1 rRNA gene is annotated in these 1,919 nt (G+C 47.1%); it reads right to left on the minus strand.

From position 1 onward, the window contains the following. Positions 1-89: 89 nt before the first annotated feature. Positions 90-1,619 (minus strand): 16S ribosomal RNA (locus EDF66_RS25935). Between the last annotated feature and the right edge of the window lie 300 nt (positions 1,620-1,919).

The following is a 1,919-nucleotide window of genomic DNA, read 5'->3' on the forward strand; positions in this document are numbered from 1 at the left end:
TTTCAGGGATGGGCACATTTCTTCAAATGTTTTTGTTTCTTATATAAATCATGTGTATCCGTAACGAGCTTCAATTCCGAATGCTCTAGAAAGGAGGTATTCCAGCCGCACCTTCCGGTACGGCTACCTTGTTACGACTTAGCCCCAATTATCGGTTTTACCCTAACACGCTCCTTGCGGTTACATGCTTTAGGTACCCCCAACTTTCATGGCTTGACGGGCGGTGTGTACAAGGCCCGGGAACGTATTCACCGCGTCATTGCTGATACGCGATTACTAGCGAATCCAACTTCATGAGGTCGAGTTGCAGACCTCAATCCGAACTGTGAACGGCTTTTAGAGATTAGCATCATATTGCTATGTAGCTGCCCGCTGTACCGTCCATTGTAGCACGTGTGTAGCCCCGGACGTAAGGGCCATGATGACTTGACGTCGTCCCCACCTTCCTCACAGCTTACGCTGGCAGTCTGTTTAGAGTCCCCACCTTAATGTGCTGGCAACTAAACATAGGGGTTGCGCTCGTTGCGGGACTTAACCCAACACCTCACGGCACGAGCTGACGACAGCCATGCAGCACCTAGTTTCGTGTCCCGAAGGACTGATCCGTCTCTGGATCATTCACTAACTTTCAAGCCCGGGTAAGGTTCCTCGCGTATCATCGAATTAAACCACATGCTCCTCCGCTTGTGCGGGCCCCCGTCAATTCCTTTGAGTTTCAATCTTGCGACCGTACTCCCCAGGTGGATAACTTAACGCTTTCGCTTGGACGCTTACTGTGTATCGCAAACATCGAGTTATCATCGTTTAGGGCGTGGACTACCAGGGTATCTAATCCTGTTTGATCCCCACGCTTTCGTGCATCAGCGTCAATACTAACTTAGTGAGCTGCCTTCGCAATCGGAGTTCTAAGACATATCTATGCATTTCACCGCTACTTGTCTTATTCCGCCCACTTCAAATAGATTCAAGTCCTACAGTATCAAAGGCACTGCGACAGTTAAGCTGCCGTCTTTCACCACTGACTTATAGGACCGCCTACGCACCCTTTAAACCCAATAAATCCGGATAACGCTTGGATCCTCCGTATTACCGCGGCTGCTGGCACGGAGTTAGCCGATCCTTATTCTTCAGGTACATTCAGCTTTCTACACGTAGAAAGGTTTATTCCCTGACAAAAGCAGTTTACAACCCATAGGGCAGTCATCCTGCACGCGGCATGGCTGGTTCAGAGTTGCCTCCATTGACCAATATTCCTTACTGCTGCCTCCCGTAGGAGTCTGGTCCGTGTCTCAGTACCAGTGTGGGGGATTCTCCTCTCAGAGCCCCTAGACATCGTAGCCTTGGTGAGCCGTTACCTCTCCAACTAGCTAATGTCACGCGAGCCCATCCATATCCTATAAATATTTGATCAAAAACCGATGCCGGTAAATGATGTTATGCGGTGTTAATCTCTCTTTCGAGAGGCTATCCCCCTGATATGGGTAGGTTGCTCACGCGTTACGCACCCGTGCGCCACTCTCATCAGTTTGTAGCAAGCTACTCCCTGAATCCCGTCCGACTTGCATGTATTAGGCCTGCCGCTAGCGTTCATCCTGAGCCAGGATCAAACTCTCCATTGTAAAATGAAGTGTAAGATCAAGACTATTTATAATAAATAGAATTGTCTTGTATTTTAATTTCTAATTCTAAAATTGAACAGGTTGATTTTTTTAACTTTCGTCGTTTCTCAACACTACTCGTTACGTTACATGATTATATTTTTAAAGAACTTCTGTCGCTTCCGCATCTCGCTTCGGCTTTTATGATGTCGGCATTGCGCCGTTATCGATCTTGTTTCTGTTTCCCTTCGTTTCCGTTGGGACTGCAAAGGTAGAAATCTTTTTGGTTTCTCCAAAATAAATGTGAAAATTTATTTTTTT

The organism is Sphingobacterium sp. JUb20 (genome assembly GCF_004342035.1).
Classification (GTDB): domain Bacteria; phylum Bacteroidota; class Bacteroidia; order Sphingobacteriales; family Sphingobacteriaceae; genus Sphingobacterium; species Sphingobacterium anhuiense.